Consider the following 18462-nt stretch of genomic DNA (forward strand, 5'->3'; position numbering starts at 1 on the left):
CCAATGTATCGCACCGATATAACTGTGTCGACGGGGGAGTGTCCACAACGTGTCGCGCCGGTGTCCGGCGGGCGACCCGCGGGTTTGCGAGGGTCGACGCGGCGCGCGTCCGCGCGGACGTCCCCGAGCGCGACGACGTACCCTGAAACACGTGCGCCAGATCGTCGACTACGCCTTGCAGCGTCGGTCCCGACTGTCCGATGTCCACTCCGGCCGGACAGCCGTCGCCGACGTGTGCGACGCGAATCCCTACCTGCTGCGCGCCGCGAAGTTTCACGGGCGCCCGTCGTCGACGCTGTGCCCGATCTGCCGCAAAGAGCAGGTCACGCTGGTGTCGTGGGTGTTCGGCGACCGGCTCGGCCAGGTGTCGGGGTCGGCGCGTACCGCAGAAGAGATCGCCTCACTCGACGCGACCGCCGAAGAATTCACCGTGCACGTCGTCGAAGTCTGCCGTACTTGTAGCTGGAACCATCTCGTCCAGTCGTACGTTGCGGGTCTGCCGCCACGATCGACACGACGTCGTCGTCGGGTGGCCGAATAACTGTTGTTTCCACGTTCGTCGACGAGAGATTGGGCGCTCGTCGACGTTCTGACGTGTGTGGTGTGTGCCGCAGGTTTTTGCCGCGCGACCGCCGCATACGTCACAGTGGAGTGGGCTCGATGCGATGGAGAAGTACTGTGAGGAACGGTAAACCGACCACGGTGGCGGTTCTGACCTCGAACAACACGGCACAGGCGCGCGTGAGCGGGACCTGGATCGCGGTGCGGAAAGGTGATCGATGAGCGGGACGGAGTCGTCGCGCGGCACGGGAAAACGGCCGACTCGATCGGCCAAGAAAGATGCCGAGCAGACAACGCAGTCACGGCATCGCGTGATCGCCTGGACGCTTGGCATTCTCGGCGGGCTGGTCCCCGCGGTCATCCTGATCGGCATCCTTGCTTTCGCCATCGCCTACGCGACCGCCACGGTGCCGAGCCCTGGCGATATCAAGCAGAACCAGGTTGCGCTGATCACCGACTCGACGGGCAAGACGCTCGCCAAGGTCGTGCCGCCGGAGGGCAACCGCACCGACGTCAAGATCACCGACATCCCCAAGTCGATGCAGGACGCGGTGATCGCGGCCGAAGACCGTCAGTTCCGCAGCAATGAAGGCTTCTCGGTGACGGGTATCGGCCGTGCGGTGCTCGGTCGTTTCACCAACAACGCCGACGCCGGTGGTGGTTCGACCATCACGCAGCAGTACGTCAAGAACGCGCTCGTCGGCGACGAGCACAGCTACGAGCGCAAGTTCAAAGAGCTCGCGATCGCGACCAAGATGTCGGGACAGTGGTCCAAGGACGACATCATGGAAGCCTACCTCAACACCATCTACTTCGGCCGCGGCGCCTATGGTGTGTCCGCAGCCTCGCAGGCCTACTTCCGTAAGGACGTCAGCAAGCTGACCCCCGAGGAGTCCGCGGTTCTGGCAGCGGCGATCCGTTCGCCTTCCTACTACGACCCGGCCGTCGACAAGGTCGCCTCCGAGGGTCGCTGGAACTACGTGCTCGACGGCATGGTGCAGACCGGTTCGCTTACGCAGTCCGAGCGTGCGTCGATGCAGTACCCGAAGGTCTACCCGCAGCCCGCGGCGGCCGTCGAGACGCCAGGGCCCAACGGTCTGATCAAGCGCCAGGTGATGGCCGAGCTGAACAAGCTGAACATCTCCGAGCAGCAGGTGCGGACCGAGGGTCTCAAGATCACCACCACCATCGATCCCAAGGCGCAGAACGCCGCCGTGCAGGCCGCGTGCCGCGAGAACAAGATCTACTCGTGCGACAACGGCGTGCTCAACGGGGAACCCGACAAGATCCGCGACGCCGTCGTGTCGATCGATCCCAAGACCGGTGGAGTTCGCGGCTACTACGGCGGCGATGACGGCCAGGGTTGGGACTATGCGCAGGCAGGTCTGCAGACCGGATCGTCGTTCAAGGTGTTCGCGCTCGTCGCGGCACTGCAGCAGGGAATCCCGCTGTCGAAGGTGTACAGCTCCGCGCCGTATCAGACGTCGTCGGGTCTGACCGTCGAGAACTCCGACGGTGAGAGCTGCGGCTCGTGCAACCTGGCCACGGCGATGAAGATGTCGCTCAACACCGTCTACTACCGCCTGATGATGGACCTCAACGGTCAGGCGCGCGCCGTCGCCGACGCCGCGCACACCGCGGGTGTCGCCGAGTCCTTCGGCGACATCAAGCAGACGCTGCAGAACCCCGACGGTCAGGTCGAGGGCGGCGTCGTGCTCGGTCAGTACCCGTCGCGGGTCATCGACATGGCGTCGGCGTACGCAACCCTCGCGGCGTCGGGTGTGTACCGCGAGCCGTACATGGTGCAGAAGGTCGAGACCTCGACCGGTGAGGTGCTCTACGAGCATCAGAAGAACGACGGCAAGCGCGTCTTCCCGGCCAAGGTCGCCGACAACGTGACCTCGGCGCTCGAGCCGATTGCCGCGTACTCGAACGGCAACGGACTCTCCGACGGCACCTACGGCACACGTCCGTCGGCGGCCAAGACCGGCACCGCGCAGCTCGGCGACACCGGGCAGAACAAGGACGCGTGGATGGTCGGCTACACGCCGCAGCTGTCCACTGCCGTCTGGGTCGGTACCGACAAGGGCACCGCGCTGACCAACTACGGGGGTTCGCCCGTCTACGGCAGCGGACTGCCCTCGCAGATCTGGCGCAAGTCGATGAACAATGCGCTCGAGGGTGACCAGATCGAGCAGTTCCCGGAGCCCGCGGCCGTCGGTGGTCAGGCCGGTGCGCCGACCGAGGCGCCGACGCAGACCTACAACCCCGACTACAACACGCCGCGGACGCGCGCGCCGCGGGAGAACACCCCGCAGATTCCGCAGATTCCGGGCAACGGAAACGGCGGTGGCGGAGGTGGCGGCATCACCCTCGCTCCCGGCGTGACGATCCCGCTCCCAGGTAATCCGGAGCCGGGAAACGGCAACGGCACCACCGGTAACGGTGGTGCGGGTAACGGCGGTAACGGCGAGGGCAATACCGGCACCGGCAACGAGGGCGGAGTCACCCCTGAGCCGCCGGTCGGCTGACCGTCGCTCGTCGTCGGGAAAGCACTTCGACGACGCCGCGTCGGCGCAGTCACAGCAGCGATCGATTCCTGGCGGCGTTGTCTCCGACGGGGTAGCGAGCCCGGTTGCGCTGTCTGATGACCTTCGGGTCGACGACGCGCGCGTGATCCCGAGCAGGACCGACGTCGTCGCGCGAGACGCGAGTCGTGTGATCGGCGGCCCGCTGGGTACGCACGGGGCCGTCGGACGCAGTCGGCGTTGGACACCGATCCGTGTGCTGTTCCTGCTGTCGCTCTGTGCGTTGGCGCTCAGTTGGTACGGCAAGGCCGGCTGTCTGCAGCAGGCTCCGGCGACGTCGGAGGCCAACGACGCCGGGCACTCGATGCGACTCGACTGGGACAACCAGCGTCAGTTCACCAATCTCTGCTACTCCGACGTGATCGCGCTCTACGGCGCCGAACAACTGGACAAGGGTGCGTTCCCCTACAAGACGTACTGGTTCCAGCAAGACCAGAACGGCAACACCATCAAGCGGTACATGGAGTACCCGGTGCTGACCGGCCTCTACATGTACGCCGCCGCGCAGGCTGCGCACGGTTGGCAGTGGTTGCATGACGAGTTCGGCGTCCCCGGGGCGCTGAGCGTCGTCTTGTTCTTCAACCTCGTGGCGCTCGGCCTCGCGCTGTTCTGGCTCGTCGTCGTCTGGGCGACGGCGCTGACCGCTCGTACGCGCATCTGGGCGGCGTGGTTGGCGGCGCTCTCACCACTGGTGATCGTCCACGCATTCACCAACTTCGACGCAATCGCGGTGGCGATGGTCGCCCTCGCGATCCTGGCGTGGGCGCGCAACAAACCCTGGCTCGCGGGGTTGTTCATCGGACTCGGTGTCGCGTCGAAGTGGTATCCGATCCTGCTGCTGTTCGTTCTCCTCGTGCTATGCCTGAGGGCCAGGCGGGTCACCGATTTCTTGACCGCCGCGTCGGTGGCGGTGCTGACGTGGGTCGTGGTGAATCTGCCGATTCTGGTGCTGTATCCGCGCGGTTGGTACGAGTTCTTCCGCTACAACAGCGAGCGCGGCGCCGACTCCGACACCCTCTTCCGGATCCTCGCCAAAGCGTTTGGTTTCACATGGAACATCACGCTGCTGAACGCGATCACACTCGGTCTGCTGGTCCTGATCGCGTGCGGGATCGGCTACCTGGCTCTGCGCGCGCCGACCCGACCGCGCCTCGCGCAGTTGGCCTTCCTCATGGTCGCGGGCTTCCTGCTGGTGAACAAGGTCTGGAGTCCGCAGTACTCGCTGTGGCTCGTGCCGCTCGCTGTGCTGGCCATTCCGCACACGCGACTGCTGATGACGTGGATGGTGATCGACGCCCTGGTGTGGATTCCGCGGATGTCACTGTTCCTTGACCCGTCGCGCCGCTGGCTCCCCGAGGGTTGGTTCACCCTGGCCGTTGTCGTTCGCGCGCTCATGGTGATCGTGCTGTGCATCGTCGTGATCTGGCAGATCTACCACCCCGAGGACGACCTGGTGCGTCGAGATCGACGCGGCAGACCGCTCGACGATCCGGCGGGCGGACCACTCGACGGCGCCATCGGCGCGTATCCGCCGCGTGATGCCGCGCGCCTCGACGGCGTCGCCGGAAATGTCGCGACTGGAAGTGTCATGGCCGGAGACGTCACGGCAGGAAAATCAGGTGGAACCGAGCGGCGGTTCTCGACGTCCTAGGGTGCATGACAACACCCGACCTCCCAGCTCCTACCGAACTCATCGAATGGGCCGCGCATGCTGACCGCACCGCAGCCCTCATGACCGACACCGTGCAGATCGACGGCAACTGGTGGCGCGACGAGCTCGTCGCCGCAGGCCTCCCCGACGCCGGGATCGGGACATCCCGTTCGCGCGCCGAGCTGTTCGACCTCGGCACACTCGCGTCCACGAGCCCCGACGCGGCGCTCACCCTCCTCTGGAACTCCGTCGCGTTCTGCACCGGGCGCGCCGTCTCCGACAACCGCAAACGCATCATCGCGGTGAGCGCCAATCGCAGCCGCGTCGCCCGCGTGCTGCAGGAGGCAGCAGCTATCGCGTCAACCGATCCGGACAAGGCCTACGACATGCTGCGTCCCGGACGCACCAACCGCATCGACCGACTCGGGCCGAGCGGCTTCACCTGGTACCTCTACTTCGCCGGAGCAGGCGCCGCCGACCATCCCTGCCAGGTGATCGAGCCCGCGGTGGCACGTGCGCTGCGGTGGGCCGGTTGGGACAGCCTGAGCACCACCAACTGGTCGGCCGACGAGTACGTCGCCTATCTGGGCCTGCTACGACGCTGGCGCACCGAGATCGGGGTCGAACGACTCGACGTCGTCGTCAACGGTCTCGTCGCGCTAGCACCGCCGAGCGGGTGGGATTACGGATGGCAGTCGTGGCACCGCGACACGTGGCAGGAGGAGCCACACGACAGGTGGGTTCCGGGGCCGCTGAATGCCAACGACCTGAAGCTCGTCTACCACTGGATGGGCATGCTGTCGGAGATGAACCCCAGCTCACCTGCGGCAGAACACTTTTCCAAGATCGGAGCGAAGATCATGCGGGCGATCGGAGACGTGGGCGAGCCGGGCTACCTGCGTCACGACGAGTTCGGACGATACCGCGACGGCCGAATCGGGATGTCTTACCCGTGATGTGAGATGCGCTGCAGCAGAGCATCTCTCGCAGCGGGCCAGTCGTCGTCGGTCATGGCGTACTGCGCGGTGGTGCGCCACCCGTCGGCCCAGCGTCGATGTTTGCGGAGGAGTCCCTCGAACTCGGCGCCGAGTTTCGCGATCGCCGCCCTCGACTGCGCGTTGTTCTCGTGCGTGTGCCACACGACGCGTACGGCGCCGCAGTCGTCGAAGGCGTGATGTAGCAGAACGTATTTCGCGGTCGGATTGACCGCGGTGCCCTGCGCCTTCTCGGCGTAGAAGGTGTACCCGATCGCGACAGAGAGGTTCGCGTGGTCGATGTCGTAGTAGCTCGTCGAGCCGACCAGCTCTCCGTTGCTGTTGTCGACGACCGCGTAGGCGATGCGCGCATCGTCGGCGTGTGCGGCGGCAATGTATTCGCGCGCCGACTCCTCGTCGCGTGGCACCGATGTCCAGGCGAAGCGCTGCGGATCGTCGACGACCTGCGCGAGTGCGGGAGCGTCGTCGAAGGTCAAGGGCCGCAGGGTGACCCGCTCGCCGACGAGTGGGGCGTCGCCAAGCCATTCGTTCATGTCGACTCCTCTACGACGACGTCGCGAGCACGGGTTCGGGGTCGTCGGACGGCCGTGGCCGTGGAGCGACCATGGTGGCCAACGGTTCTCGCAGCGGGGCACGGACGAACGCGAAGATCAGGTAGAGGTGGATCGCGGCGGTCACCCAGACGCCGATGTTCACGCCCGCCATCACCCACCACTGCATCGGCGCGTGCGCCGTGTAGATGCCGAACAACCGGAAGATGGTGGTGTCCAAGAGGAAGTCGGCGATGAGGTAGGCGACGATGATCGGCCAGCGGGTCTTCAGCAGCACGAAGAACGGGAGGATCCACAGGGTGTACTGCGGTGAGTGGACCTTGTGGAACAACATGAATCCGGCGAGCATCGCACCCGAGACGCCGATCCACGGATAGGTGCCCGACTGCAGGTACACCCGCCACCCTAGATAGACCGCGAGCGCGAAGGCGCACAGGATCAGCAGGGGTGACAGCATGCCGACGAGCGAGTTGTACGTGTCGGTCTGTCCGCCGGTGAAATGTCGAAGTCCCCAGTACCAGATGGAGTTGGTGTCGACGTCGGACTTCCGCTTGCCCTGGAACGAGAGTGCGGCCTTCCAGCCCTCGAAGCCGACGATCATGAACGGCAACTGAATCGCGATCACCGTCACGGCAGCCGCCGCGGCAGTCATGATCGCGCCGGTCCAGTCGAGATCCTCGGTTCGACGACGCGCGTTGATCATGCCGCCCGCGCCGCGCGTCAGCACGTACAGCGCTAGCGGCAGCGCGAAGAAGCCCGGATAAAGCTTGAGGCAGAAGCCGATTCCCAACAGCACGGCCGCGAGCATCGCCGACGTTCGTAGCGAGAGTCGCCGGTCGCCGGTTCGCGGGTTGGTCGACGCACCCCACGCCATCACCGCGACGGCACCGACCGCCGTCGCGACGACGGGCAGCTCCCAGTTGTGGAAGGCGTAGAGCACGAGCGGCGGCGTCGCGGCCCACAGAAGAACCCACCAGCGGGTCATCAACGCCAGCATGATGGTGATCGCGAAGGCGAACGGGGCGAGCAGCAGCGCGGAATGCTGGAAGAACTCGGTGTCGGTGTTGGCGCCGATCGCGCCGAGGTACATCAGCATTCCGGACAGCACCGGGTACTCGACAACGCCGCCGAACAGGTGGCCGTTCGGGCCGATCCCGCCGTGGATGTACGGGAAGATGTGGTTGTTGATGTCGCGCCCGACCCACAGGTACATCAGGTCGGAGTAGCAGGGGACCACGGCGTCGACGTCGCCGACGGGGAAGTGATGCGACCGACCGTCGGGAAAGAACGGCTCGCCGCCGCACTTCACCTTGATGACATAAGACCAGTACAGAGCCACCGACGTGAGAAGGAGCGAGACCAGAAGGATCAACGCCGTCTCGCCTCGGCGAGACAGTGTGTACTGCCCGAAGCCCATGGTCGGAGAGAAGCGGAGCGCGGGCATGGCCTACAGGGTAAGAGATGGCGGGCCGGTGGTCTGCGTCACCTACCCGTCGGCCGGCTTCGTCTCGGCGGAGCGGGGTTGTGCGTTGCAGCGCGATTTCGCTGGTCAGGGGTGCCCCGTGTATGGTGGAGCGGTTGCCGACGCAGGCGACCCTCCTGCCACGGACAGTCCGTGGCCGATGAGCCCATAGGAGGTGATGTGGTCTTATGCGTCACTACGAATTGATGGTCATTCTCGATCCTAATCTGGACGAGCGCACCGTCGCCCCTTCACTCGATACTTTCCTCAACGTTGTCCGTAACGACGGCGGCAAGGTGGATAACGTCGACATCTGGGGCAAGCGCCGACTCGCGTACGAGATCTTGAAGCACAGCGAAGGCATTTACGCCGTCATCGATCTCAACGCCGAGCCCAAGACGGTCAGCGAGCTCGATCGTCAGCTGAAGCTCAACGAGTCGGTTCTGCGCACGAAGGTTCTGCGCAAGTAACCCACAGATCCCTGATCGACCGAACGAATCCATCGATCTCGTCGGTGTCGACACCTAGGGTTGAACTCAACTCGCGGTGCACATCGATTTCGACGAGTGCCCACACGTAGACCTAAGGGGAAACACATGGCAGGCGACACGGTCATCACGGTCATCGGCAACCTCACGGCTGATCCGGAACTCCGGTTCACTCCGTCGGGTGCGGCGGTGGCCAACTTCACGGTGGCGTCGACGCCGCGCACATTCGATCGTCAGACGAACGAGTGGAAGGACGGCGAAGCGCTGTTCCTGCGCTGCAACATCTGGCGCGAGGCCGCGGAGAACGTGACCGAGAGTCTGACCAAGGGATCCCGGGTCATCGTGCAGGGCCGTCTCAAGCAGCGGTCGTACGAAACCCGCGAGGGTGAGAAGCGCACTGTTGTTGAGCTGGAGGTCGACGAGATCGGCCCATCGCTGCGGTACGCCACCGCGAAGGTCAACAAGGCCTCGCGCGGTGGGGGCGGTGGCGGAGGCTTCGGCTCGTCCGGCGGCGGAAGCCGCAGCGGCGGGTCGGGCTCGGGCCAGCAGGTCGCCGACGACCCGTGGGGCAGTGCACCCGCGAGCAGCGGCGGAAACTTCGGCGGCGGGGACGACGAACCCCCCTTCTGAACCGCGACGACGCCCCTTATGTGAAAGAGGCGTCCTCGCAACAACTTTGGAGTAAGTACACATGGCAAAAGCTAAGAGCACCCGGAAGGTGCGCGTCGAGAAGGTCACCAAGACCAAGGCGTGCTCCTTCTGCAAGGACAAGAAGGCCGACATCGACTACAAGGACACCGCGCTGCTGCGTCGTTTCCTGTCCGATCGCGGCAAGATCCGGTCGCGTCGCGTGACCGGCAACTGCGTCCAGCATCAGCGCGACGTCGCTGTGGCCGTCAAGAACTCGCGTGAGGTGGCACTGCTGCCCTTCACGTCGACCGCCCGATAAGCCGGAAGGGGATAACGACATGAAACTCATCCTCACCGCTGCCGTGGAGAACCTCGGCGAAGCAGGCGACACCGTCGAGGTCAAGGACGGCTACGGCCGCAACTTCCTGCTGCCCCGCGGCCTGGCCATCAAGGCCACCCGTGGTGCCGAGAAGCAGGTCGAGACCATCCGACGCTCGCAGGAGGCCCGCGAGGTCCGTGGCGTCGAGCACGCCAACGAGCTCAAGCAGGCGCTCGAGAACCTGTCGGGCATCAGCCTGTCGGTCAAGACGCACGATTCGGGCAAGCTGTTCGGCTCGGTCACCGCTGGCGATGTCGCCGGCGCGATCAAGTCCGCAGGTGGCCCCGCAGTCGACAAGCGCACCGTCGAACTACCCAAGGGACACATCAAGTCGACCGGCACCTTCCCGGTCGTCGTGAACCTGCACCCCGACGTCACCGCGACCGTTCAGGTCGACGTCGTCGCTGCTTGATTTACCCGCTGCCTGATACGCAGTAGCTTTACACCGGTCGAGAGCCGGGCGGACACCGTTCCGCCCGGCTCTCGTCGTCTGTGGGGCCCTGCAGTGGCGGCTTGGCATATCTCGTGAACTGCGTACTCGTACGCCGCGACGCGCACGCGCAGCCGCGAAAGTGGGGTAGACGGCTACCCGATACCGCAAAGGCCCGCGCTCGTAGCGTCATGTGCAGCGAGTTCCCCGGGTCCAGCTCGGTAATGGTGCCCGACGTGGTGTGCCGGTGTAAGGGATTCGCGTTCACAGCTATGCAGTCCCATCTCGGAAGTCACCGCCATGCACACTCTCTTCGGTCACCAGATCCAGCACAATCCCGTCGCGACAATTCCCCTGCGCAGGTCATCCCAGAACCAGACCCAAACGTCAGTACCGCCCGTCGTCGTCGGAGTGTGCGGAACGGACGAATCATATTGGGCGGTCGAGTATTGCGCTCGTGCGGTCCGCGCCGAGGCGCCGCTCTACCTCGTCAGTGCCGTCGCACGGCAGCGGGCGAATCCCCACCGCAGTCACGAGGAACGACGCTGGCGGGATGAGCTGGGCGTCGACGCCTATCAACTCGAGGAACTCTCGGTGATCCATGAAGTTCAGCGACGCGCACGAGAAGTCGCTTGTGCCGCAGGCGCTTCCGATGTTCGAGCGCTGGTGCGCAGCGGTAGTCCACACGTCGTGTTGGCGCGTGAATCCCGCGACCTCGATGCGGCCGCTATGGTTCTCGGGTATGCGTCCGGCCCGGGTCGACTGGCTCGAAGGCTGTGCGCCACAACAGATATTCCGATCCTCATGGTCAACAAGGGCGTCGATGCGGGGTACCTACTCACCGCTACGCCACGTGGCGTGCGCAACCTGCGTGAGCGGCGTCGAGCAGGCGCCCCCGCGACTGCGGAGTGACGATAGGGGCCTATCAGCTCGGGCGGCGCCGGCACGAGCGGTAGCTGACTCGACGCCTGAAGTGACGCCGGCAGGTAGCGCGGCGCGGGATTGCCGTTGTGCGCGGTGTCTCCCGCGGGGTAGTAGAACTTGTGGAATCCGGGCGAGAAGATCAGCGCCCGGTTGCCGGTGCGGCAGGCGACCTGGGTGGCTGAGGGCACCGTGCAGGTGACACCCGCGATCGTCACCCGTGTGCCGACACTCAGGCGCGGCGGACGGAAGCCCGACGTCGAGCCGAAGCGGTATGAGGTGCCGGTCAGCAGATCGGGTTCAGGTACCCACCACGGCCCCTGGGCGTCGGCGGTGATGGCTGCGCCCTGGACGCCGGGAGGTGCGGTCGCGGGGCGGCCCTGGCAGCCCACCGAGCGGAACGTCGGACCGATCTGGCAGTTCCACCGGCCGGTGGTGAAGAACGACCGTCCGTTGTCGTCGTAGGCCAGTGAGCGGAACGGCGTCGGATCGACTGGTGCGTAGCGCGACAGGTCGAACGCGGCGGGCAGCGGTAGGGGTGCCGCGGACACCGGAGATGCGTTCAGTAGCGGCACGAGAAGTGCTGCGGCCGCCAAGACACACGACGCCAGACGGGAGCGAGACATCCGGTGGCGTCTGCGGGTCGTCGGCACGGGGCCAGTGCACCACATCGCAGCGTCGGGCGAGGGCAAAACTCAGACAGTGGCGGGTTGCGCGGCGCGGCGAAGGCGAATCGCCGCGCATCAACTGTGTTGTTGCGCAGGTCACACCCACTGTTCACTGCGTTGTTGCTCGATGGTGGTTGTCACCCGCCCACAACACGCCCGGCTGTGAGTTTCCCAAGACACGCCGAGCCGAGAAAAGTTCTTCGTTGTGGAAATCGCACACAGCATCTGACCTGCAGAGATCGAGTTACACACACATCTACTCCCCAACGTTCTCCACAGCGGCTGCACAACTGACACGCGGTTGCGCGCGAGCCGTCCACAGGCCATCCACAAGTTCGTCCACAAGCGCGTTTGAGTGCGACGAGACGAACTCCTACTGTCTTCCATCAGTGCCCGATGGTGTTGCGCGTCGCGATGTGCGGTCCGACCTGTCAGACCCCTCGGGTATGAACAAAGACGACTCAGCCAGTCAGGCTTCCGGGGGACGGCAGAGTCGTCAGCACACCGCCGTGTCGACGAGTTGACGGTTGGGGGGCCGTCCATCGTCAGGGTTCGATTTCGAAAGGTTGGCACACGTGGCAGTTGTCGATGATCGCGGCCACGGTGCGGCTCGGGATTCCGGACGACCAGACGAGCCAGAGATGCCGGTCGAGGAGTATGGCCGTCAACCGCCGCAAGACATGGCGGCCGAGCAGTCCGTTCTCGGCGGCATGATGCTCTCGAAAGACGCGATCGCCGACGTCATCGAAAAGATCCGCACCAACGACTTCTACCGCCCGGCGCACCAGGCCGTCTACGAGGCGATCCTCGAGCTGTACGGCAAGGGCGAACCCGCCGACGCCGTGACGGTCGCCGCAGAGCTCGAGCGCGCGGGCGAGCTGCGTCGCATCGGGGGCGCACCCTATCTGCACACCCTCATCTCCACCGTGCCCACCGCGGCCAACGCCGGCTACTACGCCGAGATCGTCGCCGAGAAGGCCATTCTTCGACGCCTCGTCGAGGCCGGCACGCGCATCGTGCAGTTCGGCTACTCCGGTGCCGACGGCCAGGATGTCGCCGAAGTAGTCGACCGCGCGCAGGCCGAGGTCTACGAGGTCACCGAGCGGCGTACCGCCGAAGACTACGTGCCGCTCGAAGAGTTGCTGCAGCCGACGATGGACGAGATCGACTCCATCGCCTCTCGCGGTGGTATTTCACTCGGTGTGCCAACGGGTTTCGCCGACTTGGACAAGCTCACCAACGGACTCCACCCCGGACAGATGATCATCGTGGCGGCCCGCCCGGGTGTCGGCAAAGCGCTCTCGCTCGACACTCCGCTACCGACTCCGACTGGCTGGACCACGATGGGCACGGTGAGTGTCGGCGACGAGCTCATCGATCCGCACGGTAGGCCGACGCGCGTCGTTGCCGCGACCGAGGTCATGACGGAGCGGCCGTGCTTCGAGGTGGAGTTCAGCGATGGCAGCGTGCTCGTCGCCGACGAGCAGCACCAGTGGGTCGCTGAGGTCGACGATGAGCGACGCACCCTCACCACCGCCGATCTGCGGGTGCACGTCGGGTGCGCGATGGTGCGCAACACCGAGCCACTCGAGTTGCCGCGCAAGAACTTTGCCTACGGCCCGTATACCGTTGCCGCACTTGCCGGAATGGCATTCGACGATCCCGAGATCGGCATCCGCATCGACGCCGAGGGCGACGTCGACGTCATGGCGCTGATGTCAGACCTCGGTGGGCGTATTCCGTATGAGTACCTGCGCGGGTCGATCGCCCAGCGTCGAGCACTGCTCGCCGGCCTCCTCGATGCCCGTGCGAGCGTCGACGAGGACGGGTGGATCATCGTTCCCGCCGCCACCCGACACATGACCGCCGTCATCGCCGACCTCGTCGCCGGGCTCGGCTACACATACAAGAGGTCGGCCACCGGCTGGCTCCGCGTCGACACCGGCGACGACGACGTCTTCACTGTTTACCATAAAGCGTTGCGCCACAAGGAACTTCGCATGCAGTCGGGAGTTCGACGCGTCGTCGCCGTGCGCCCGGTCCGCAGTGTCCCGGTGCGGTGCGTGCAGGTCGACAACGACGAACACATGTATCTCGCCGGTGAGGCGATGGTGCCGACGCACAATTCGACGCTCGCCATGGACTTCATCCGGTCGTGCTCGATCGGCCATCAGATGACGGCCGCGATGTTCTCTCTGGAAATGAGCAAGGTCGAGATCGTGATGCGACTCCTCTCGGCCGAAGCCAAGATCAAGCTCGGCGACATGCGTGGCGGTTCGATGTCCGACGACGACTGGACGCGCCTCGCACGCCGAATGGGTGAGATCTCCGAGGCGCCGCTCTTCATCGACGACTCGCCGAACCTCACCATGATGGAGATCCGCGCCAAAGCTCGACGCCTCAAGCAGCGCCACGACCTGAAACTCGTTGTGGTGGACTACATGCAGCTGATGACGTCGGGCAAGAAGGTCGAGTCTCGTCAGCAGGAAGTCTCGGAGTTCAGCCGCCAATTGAAGCTGCTCGCAAAGGAACTCGAGGTTCCCGTGGTCGCGATCAGCCAGCTGAACCGTGGTCCAGAACAGCGCACCGACAAGAAGCCGCAGGTGTCGGACCTTCGTGAGTCGGGATCGCTCGAGCAGGACGCCGACATGGTCATCCTGCTCCACCGCCCCGACGCGTTTGAACGCGACGACCCGCGCGCAGGCGAGGCCGACATCATCGTCGGCAAGCACCGCAATGGTCCTACTGCCACGATAACCGTTGCGCACCAACTACATTTGAGCCGCTTCGTGGATATGGCGCGGGGGTAGTTGGTGTTTGTAGATCTCATTTCAAATGGCCAAATCTCAACGGTAGTGGCAACTGATTGGCCAATCAGTTGAGATTTTTCGAAGGTGCACCCGGCGTGTCGTAGCTGGTGGAGGCTGTCGCAGGCGCAGTGTGGGCTGAGATAACCCAGCGAGCGCAGGGGCGGCCGATGGCTACCGCCGAACTTTCATCGAATGCGACAGACGACGGCCCGGCGTCGGTGGTGGATCTCGCATCGGTGATGGTGAAAGTCCGGTCGCGGCTTGATGGCTTGGAGTGGTCAGGACCGTGGAAGGATGTGACGACGCAGCGTCTGCGTGCGGCGGCGCCGTGGAGGACAGTTCGCTGGTTCAAGGGCCAGAAGCATTACTCGTGCACGTATTGGGCTGCGACCTGTGCCGGCCACGTGACTAACGAGTCTCGTCTGGAATTGGGTCGGTTGCTGCTCGCCGACTTCGAAAAGTCGGTTTCGTGGGTCGTTTCGCAACCGCTTCGTTGGAGGCGGTCTTGCCCGAGCAGTTGTTCCCGCAGTCCTTTGGGTCAGGGGTGTCGCAGTTCGCGGTAACGGGTGGGTGTCAGCTCCTCGCTGGAGGCGACTTGCAGCTGGCCTGGGCGGGTGCGGTGTTCGTAGGCGGCGATCACCAACCCGACGCCGCCGGCAGCGGGTACCAGCACACCCTGCACATGGAGGAACCAGGCGGCATGGCCCACGGCTTGGCAGGCCGACCAGTCATCGCCGTGGATATCGTCCTCGTCGAGGCCGACCGCTTCGCGGGCTTCTGTGGTTGTCAAATCCAGCACCGCCAGCTCCTCGGCCGTCACTGTGTGCAGCAGGTAGTCGGCTTCGAGCATCTTTTTTGCGGTCGTGGATGCCGCCTGTGCAGCCCGGTCAACTTCAACCATGCATGCCTGGGTGGAATCGGCCAGATAGATCGCCGAGAACAGCGAGGCGGGGTTCCACCTGCCGCCGAATCGCCGCGCCCCCTCGCCGGATAAAGGGTCGCGGTGGGCGGTGGTGTAGCGGTAGCACGTTCCTGACCACGCGACGGTGCCGCGCGAATCAATGCGCTGCACCAGGCCCTCGTCGAGCCCGTTGTTCACACGAAGACCCCTTCAGCCATCGCGTCGATGAGCGCCAAGACGCGTTGGTACTCACCGTCGCGGACCAGATCGGCCGGTTTGGCATGGGCCAGAAGCCTGTTCGGGGAGAACATCCATACGTTGGCTTGATCGCGCGGAAGTACTTCGGCCAATGCGTCGGCGACGTAGGACAGCTCTATGAGTCGCTGTTTGTTGAGACGTTGCGGGACGACCTGACCGGAGGTCCAGCGCGCCACCGAACGCGCGGAGGCATCGACGATGCCGCCGACCTCCTCGTAGGTCAATCCCAAGCGCTCGATCGCACTCGACACGGTCGAGGCGAGTGCGTTAACTCCCATATTTGTCCGCCTGTCTTCCTTTTGTCATTCACTATGTCATGTATTCTGTCACGAGACGAGGCCCGCAGGCGAGAGGACGTTCCACACCATGGGGATTCAGTTTCGGCTTGGACCCAACGACCACAAACCGGTCGAAGACTTCCTGTCCCGCGATCACACCGGCACCGCCGCGATCACCCTCGACACCAAGGCTGTGCGTCATCAAAAAGATGCTGCCGCTGCCGCCGTCGAAGCAGGGTTGTCCGTGTACTGGGAACCGGCGGCCGAGCGCCTTGCTGCACGTGGATATGACCTGGAAAAGCTGCCCCTCTGGACAGGTCGGCCCTACGACATCGACTCTCTGTCTGGCAACCTTGCAGAACGCGCCGCCCTGGTCGGGTTGACCATCGACAAGCACCCCGAACTGAGCACCCACATCACCGCGCCCCACTTCTATGTCACCGACGAGCGCACCGCGCGCCTGAATGTCGACCTCGCCGAACGCACCCGGATCGCCGTCGGCCAGGACAAGCCCACCCGGGCTGTCGTCACCCTGGCGACCACGGCCATCACCCGCCTGGGCATTGATCTGGCCGCTGAATACGCAGGCGCCGGGATCGGTGACATCGAGATCCGGTTTTCTCCGCTCGGTGGCGACGAAGAAGGCATCCGCAAGATCCGCACCGCCTTCGGAGTGCTCGATCAGTTCCGGGAACACGGCATGACCGTCACCTTGGGCCTGTCGGGGAACATCGGCCGCGCCGCGCTGGCCATGGGGCATGCCGATGCGTACTCGGTCGGCCTGGGGATGCTCGAAAAGGTCAACCACGCCCAAACGATGTCGCGCTACCGCAAGGCCCCCGACCCGGAGAAAGGCCAGGGCGGCGGTGCTGCTGCCGGAATTTACCTGCCCGCCCTCGGGGCTACCGTGTCGTCCAAAGCTGCTCGACAGTTGTTGAGCCACACCGATATACGCACCCGTGTCGGATGCCGTATCGGATCGTGCCGCAACAGTGTGACCGGGCCCCTTGATGACCGTCGCGCGCACTACCTGCACGCCCGATCGGGCGAGGTAGCCGAGACGCTTCGCCGTCCCGCGCCCTGGCGTGGCGCGATGGAGGTCGACCGCCTCACCGAAGCCATCGCTCTGCGCGATCGTGTCAACGAGCACTACCTCAGTGAGGACGTCCGCAAGCTCGGGACACGCACCCTGCGCAGTCTCATCGACGAGATTGAACACGAACAACAACAAGCCTCATGAGGCAACGGTCGATGTCGTACCGCGATAGTAGCTTGATCAGCAAGAATTATACGAGCGGATAGGTACAGCAACATGGCTGACTCCGACGTGCAATACGACAAGACCTCAAGAGATTGGAGCGCCAAACGCGCAGGCGCCGACCGCGCTGCCGGCCGTTACGAAACCCAAGCCGAAGCCCACGGTGCCGCACGCGGATTCGCACAACGCAGCGGTGGCGGTGAAGTCCGCGATCACCGCAAACACAACAACCAGATCCGCAACACCGGCACGGTGGGCAAAGCGGACCCTAACCCACCTAATGGATAAGAATCCACGGCTAGTGAAGGATCGAATGATGTGGGTGTCAGCGTCGGCGACGCTGGGTGTTGTCACGGCCGTGGCTCTGACTTTTGCTGGTATTTTCCTGACTAGTCCCAACGAAGCGCTCGAACTGCTGATCAGCGCGGTTCGCGCGCGCAATCCGGCCGATGGGCGACTCACTCAGGCTCCGCAGGTCACGCTGCGTCTAGGACCACTTACCGCTCGCGTTGCAGATCGTTGCCGCACTCCTGGCCGATGAAACCGACAGGCCGATCGCCGAGCTGGCCGAGGAGCTAGCCGGCGAGGAGGACAGGCTCAACAGCCTCGACTACGGCACAGACCTCTCCGTGCACGCCGCGTTAGCGTTGTCGGCCATCACCGGCGGCATCTGCTTGGCAGTGACCTTCGCCCCGACGTTGCGAATGAGAAGTGCACTCGGCACCGCTGCCACGCTGTGCCGGTGAACTGCTCTGCGACAGCCCGTTTGAGGCCAGCATGCGCGTCGGAGGTAAACCAGGTGCACCCCGCCCAGGCCGCGGGCCTTGAGCGAGCGGAGGAACTCGGACCAGAACTCATACGATTCGCCGTCGCCGACCGCGGTGCCGAGCACCTCGCGGGTGCCTTCCATCGACACCCCGATCGCGACCACCAGGGCCTGCGAGACGACGTGCGCCGATCCGCACCTTGCAAAAGGTGGCGTCCCAAACACGTACGGGAAGCTGATGTGCGTGTGCGTCCGCTTCCGGAACCGGGCGATCTCGCCGTCGAGCCCCTGGCAGATGCGGGAGACCTCCGATTTGGAGATGCCGGTGTCCACGCCGAGGGCTTTGACCAGTTCATCGACACTGCGGGTGGACACGCCGTGCACGTAAGCCTCCATGATCACCGCGTGCAGTCCTGGTCGATCCGCCGGGGCGTTCGATCAGGCACGGGAAGAACGAACTCGCCCGCAGCTTCGGGATCTGCACCTGCACATCCCCGGCCGGGGTCGACACCGTCTTGCCGCGGTGCCCGTTACGGTGCGTGGTCCGCTCGTCGGTGCGCTGGCGGCGCCCCGCCCTGACGGTGGCGGTCAGCTGCTTCGATCAGCTCCTGCAACCCGGCACGCAGCAGCTCGGTGAACATCGCTTGCGGATCGGCGGCCTTGAGCTCATCGAGACGGGCGCGCACGGCAGAATGATCCTGGGCCATCGTGTGGAGTGTCCTTACTGTGAGTCACGGTGGTAGGTAACTCATTGACCACTACACGATGGCCCGCCCTGGAAGCGACACGCCGGAGCCTCCGGCTACCCCGGCCGCTGCCCGAAACCACACCAGCCCAAGGGACTTACCCAGCGGCGGCGGTTCCAGA

The 18462-nt window shown here is 64.8% G+C and carries 19 protein-coding genes and 2 pseudogenes; 12 read left to right on the top strand and 9 right to left on the bottom strand.

Annotated features, from left to right (window positions below):
* Positions 1 to 142: 142 nt before the first annotated feature.
* From A5788_RS16265 to A5788_RS16280, 4 genes are all read left to right on the top strand, one after another.
* On the top strand, positions 143 to 541 hold the full coding sequence (locus tag A5788_RS16265; RefSeq protein ID WP_039854392.1) for a DUF5318 family protein: 399 nt from the start codon (positions 143 to 145) through the stop codon (positions 539 to 541).
* Positions 542 to 779: 238 nt separating this feature from the next.
* Positions 780 to 3092 carry a transglycosylase domain-containing protein gene (locus tag A5788_RS16270; protein ID WP_064868774.1) on the top strand — a complete coding sequence of 771 codons (2313 nt, stop codon included), beginning with the start codon at positions 780 to 782 and terminating at the stop codon, positions 3090 to 3092.
* A gap of 64 nt (positions 3093 to 3156) precedes the next feature.
* Complete coding sequence (locus A5788_RS16275; protein ID WP_082938134.1) at positions 3157 to 4800, top strand: glycosyltransferase family 87 protein; 1644 nt, start codon at positions 3157 to 3159, stop codon at positions 4798 to 4800.
* Between the two features lie 5 nt (positions 4801 to 4805).
* Positions 4806 to 5756, top strand: a complete 951-nt coding sequence (locus tag A5788_RS16280) for an 8-oxoguanine DNA glycosylase OGG fold protein (protein WP_064868771.1) — start codon at positions 4806 to 4808, stop codon at positions 5754 to 5756.
* On the opposite strand, the gene A5788_RS16285 is transcribed toward A5788_RS16280, so the two are convergent.
* Complete coding sequence (locus A5788_RS16285; RefSeq protein WP_064868768.1) at positions 5747 to 6328, bottom strand: GNAT family N-acetyltransferase; 582 nt, start codon at positions 6326 to 6328, stop codon at positions 5747 to 5749. The two genes, A5788_RS16280 and A5788_RS16285, sit on opposite strands and share 10 nt — an antisense overlap.
* Positions 6329 to 6338: 10 nt before the next feature.
* Positions 6339 to 7790: a hypothetical protein gene (locus A5788_RS16290; RefSeq protein ID WP_064868765.1), complete on the bottom strand. Its 1452-nt coding sequence runs from the start codon at positions 7788 to 7790 to the stop codon at positions 6339 to 6341.
* Between the two features lie 206 nt (positions 7791 to 7996).
* Here A5788_RS16290 and rpsF point away from each other — a divergent pair, with 206 nt between their 5' ends.
* The 5 genes from rpsF (at position 7997) to A5788_RS23585 (ending at position 10647) form a co-directional block, all read left to right on the top strand.
* Positions 7997 to 8278, top strand: coding sequence for a 30S ribosomal protein S6 (gene rpsF, locus A5788_RS16295; RefSeq protein ID WP_005202393.1), 282 nt, complete (start codon positions 7997 to 7999; stop codon positions 8276 to 8278).
* Positions 8279 to 8404: 126 nt separating this feature from the next.
* Positions 8405 to 8926 (top strand): single-stranded DNA-binding protein, encoded by a 522-nt coding sequence (locus A5788_RS16300; RefSeq protein WP_049699269.1) that lies wholly within the window; start codon positions 8405 to 8407, stop codon positions 8924 to 8926.
* 61 nt (positions 8927 to 8987) lie between these two features.
* The gene (gene rpsR / locus A5788_RS16305; protein WP_005177187.1) at positions 8988 to 9245 is read left to right on the top strand and encodes a 30S ribosomal protein S18; all 258 of its coding nucleotides are present in this window, start codon (positions 8988 to 8990) and stop codon (positions 9243 to 9245) included.
* A 19-nt stretch (positions 9246 to 9264) separates the two neighbouring features.
* Complete coding sequence (gene rplI, locus A5788_RS16310) at positions 9265 to 9717, top strand: 50S ribosomal protein L9 (RefSeq protein ID WP_049699270.1); 453 nt, start codon at positions 9265 to 9267, stop codon at positions 9715 to 9717.
* A gap of 318 nt (positions 9718 to 10035) precedes the next feature.
* A complete protein-coding gene (locus A5788_RS23585) occupies positions 10036 to 10647 on the top strand; it encodes a universal stress protein (protein ID WP_082938133.1) in 612 nt (203 codons plus the stop codon).
* Positions 10648 to 10667: 20 nt separating this feature from the next.
* On the opposite strand, the pseudogene A5788_RS24330 reads toward A5788_RS23585, so the two are convergent.
* Positions 10668 to 11282, bottom strand: a pseudogene (locus A5788_RS24330) (hypothetical protein); the annotation flags it as partial.
* Positions 11283 to 11899: 617 nt separating this feature from the next.
* On the opposite strand from A5788_RS24330, the gene dnaB reads away from it, so the two are divergent.
* Entirely contained in the window at positions 11900 to 14134 is a 2235-nt protein-coding gene (dnaB, locus tag A5788_RS16320; protein ID WP_064868762.1) for a replicative DNA helicase, read from the top strand.
* A gap of 538 nt (positions 14135 to 14672) precedes the next feature.
* Here dnaB and A5788_RS16325 read toward each other — a convergent pair.
* Together A5788_RS16325 and A5788_RS16330 are read right to left on the bottom strand one after the other, a co-directional pair.
* A complete protein-coding gene (locus A5788_RS16325; RefSeq protein ID WP_064868759.1) occupies positions 14673 to 15233 on the bottom strand; it encodes an RES family NAD+ phosphorylase in 561 nt (186 codons plus the stop codon).
* Positions 15230 to 15571, bottom strand: coding sequence for an antitoxin Xre/MbcA/ParS toxin-binding domain-containing protein (locus A5788_RS16330; protein ID WP_064868756.1), 342 nt, complete (start codon positions 15569 to 15571; stop codon positions 15230 to 15232). The genes A5788_RS16325 and A5788_RS16330 overlap by 4 nt, the downstream gene beginning before the upstream one ends.
* Positions 15572 to 15659: 88 nt before the next feature.
* Between A5788_RS16330 and A5788_RS16335 the strand changes: the two genes are divergently transcribed.
* Positions 15660 to 16811, top strand: a complete 1152-nt coding sequence (locus A5788_RS16335) for a hypothetical protein (RefSeq protein ID WP_064868753.1) — start codon at positions 15660 to 15662, stop codon at positions 16809 to 16811.
* 72 nt (positions 16812 to 16883) lie between these two features.
* Positions 16884 to 17117, top strand: a complete 234-nt coding sequence (locus tag A5788_RS16340; protein ID WP_064870675.1) for a DUF2188 domain-containing protein — start codon at positions 16884 to 16886, stop codon at positions 17115 to 17117.
* A 369-nt stretch (positions 17118 to 17486) separates the two neighbouring features.
* Here the strand turns inward: A5788_RS16340 and A5788_RS24600 are convergent, their stop codons facing one another.
* From A5788_RS24600 to A5788_RS24345, 4 genes and pseudogenes are all read right to left on the bottom strand, one after another.
* On the bottom strand, positions 17487 to 17687 hold the full coding sequence (locus A5788_RS24600) for a transposase (RefSeq protein ID WP_269449584.1): 201 nt from the start codon (positions 17685 to 17687) through the stop codon (positions 17487 to 17489).
* Positions 17683 to 17991, bottom strand: a pseudogene (locus A5788_RS24605) (transposase); the annotation flags it as partial. The gene A5788_RS24600 and the pseudogene A5788_RS24605, both read right to left, overlap by 5 nt.
* Complete coding sequence (locus tag A5788_RS24455; RefSeq protein ID WP_269449583.1) at positions 17948 to 18187, bottom strand: transposase; 240 nt, start codon at positions 18185 to 18187, stop codon at positions 17948 to 17950. The pseudogene A5788_RS24605 and the gene A5788_RS24455, both read right to left, overlap by 44 nt.
* Positions 18126 to 18302: a hypothetical protein gene (locus A5788_RS24345; protein ID WP_231894351.1), complete on the bottom strand. Its 177-nt coding sequence runs from the start codon at positions 18300 to 18302 to the stop codon at positions 18126 to 18128. Before A5788_RS24345 ends, A5788_RS24455 begins: the two co-directional genes overlap by 62 nt.
* Positions 18303 to 18462: the final 160 nt, after the last annotated feature.

Origin of the sequence: Gordonia sp. 852002-50816_SCH5313054-c, from assembly GCF_001665925.1 — a bacterium.
In the GTDB taxonomy this organism is placed as follows: Bacteria; Actinomycetota; Actinomycetes; order Mycobacteriales; family Mycobacteriaceae; genus Gordonia; species Gordonia jacobaea.